We start from the raw sequence: 1,392 nt of genomic DNA, 5'->3' as shown, positions 1-1,392 counted from the left end.
GCTCTCGTGTGTCGCATCTCTGCGCGTCGCGGCGCGCGCGCGCCTCTCTCGGCCGCGGGCCGGGCGGGGGGGGGGGCGCGCGGCGCGCGCCCCCGGGGGGGGCCCCCCCCCCCCCTCGGCTGGGGGGCGGCGCTCGGGCTGGCGCCGGCGTCCGGCTGCTGGCCGGTGGCGTTCTGGCCGTCGATGGTCTGGTCGGCCTTGAGGGTCTCCCAGAGCTTGTTGGAGTCCGGCTGGACCAGGTCGATGTTGGCGTCCTGGGTGCGGTAGCGCCAGGGCGCGGTCACGAACTTGAGGTCGTGCATGTCGATGTTCTTCAACGACAGGCCGAAGGAGAGCAGCTTGTCCGCGGAGTCCAGCCCCGGGTCGACGGTCAGCGACTTGGTGGCCGCGTCGGCCAGCGGCAGCAGGTTGGTGGGGCTGAGCCCCTCCTTCTTCATCTTGGTGGCGAGCGAGCTCATGAAGGCCTGCTGGCGCTTCATCCGGCCGATGTCGGAGCCGTCGCCGATGCCGTGCCGCAGCCGGACGTAGTCGAGCGCCTGCTGCCCCTGGACGGACTGCTTGCCCTGCGGGAGGACGAGGTTGCCCTTCTTGTGCAGGTTGGGGTTGATGTCGCCCTCGTAGATCGCCTTCGGCAGGCAGACGTCCACGCCGTTGACGGCCTTGGTCATCGCGGAGAAGCCGTTGAAGTCGACCACCATGGTGTGGTCGACCCGGATGCCGGTCACCTTCTCCACCGTGTTCTGGGTGCAGGCCGGGTTGCCGCCGTCGCTGCCGCCGACCGAGAAGGCGGCGTTGAACAGGTCGTTGCCGCCCTTGGTCCACTTGCCGTTGGGGAGCTTGCAGGAGGGGATCGGCACGATCGCGTTGCGCGGGATCGAGATGCCCACGGCGTGCTTGTGGTCGGCGTAGACGTGCAGCAGGATCGTGGTGTCCGAGCGGGCGCCGCCGTCCTCGCCGCCGCCGAGGTCGGAGTTGTTGCCGCCGCGGCTGTCGGAGCCGATCAGCAGCACGTTCACCGGCTTGTTGCCGTCCGCGTCGGCCTTGGCCTCGGGCGGGCGGTCGGTGGCTATCGCGTCGGCGTCGAAGGACTTGATGTTGGCGTTCAGCTTGTAGTAGATCGCGCCGCCGGCGCCCGCGATCAGCACCAGCACGCCGGCCGCGGACCAGGCGACGATCTTCTTCACGTTCTTCTTGGGCTTGGCGCCGCGCCGCGCCGCCGCCCGTCCGCCCGCGCCGCCCGCGCCGCCGGAGGTTCCGGAGCCGCCGTCCGCCCGGCCGCCGCCCTTGCCCTGGGCGGCGGGGGGGGGGGGGGGGGGGGGGGGGGCCCGCCCCGCGCCCCGCGCCCCCCCCCCCCCCCCCCCCGCGCCCGGCCCCCCCCCCGCGCCCCCGCCC

At 73.5% G+C, this 1,392-nt stretch carries 1 protein-coding gene; it reads right to left on the bottom strand.

Annotated features, from left to right (window positions below; all coding sequences use genetic code 11):
• A partial coding sequence (locus ACFWXO_RS40325) for an LCP family protein (protein WP_380530972.1) occupies positions 1-1,184 on the bottom strand: 1,184 nt, incomplete at its 3' end.
• Positions 1,185-1,392 lie beyond the last annotated feature (208 nt).

Origin of the sequence: Kitasatospora sp. NPDC059088, from assembly GCF_042738155.1 — a bacterium.
In the GTDB taxonomy this organism is placed as follows: Bacteria; Actinomycetota; Actinomycetes; order Streptomycetales; family Streptomycetaceae; genus Kitasatospora.
The sequence above is the reverse complement of the archived record's forward strand: the minus strand, read 5'-3'. Positions and strand labels throughout refer to the sequence as shown.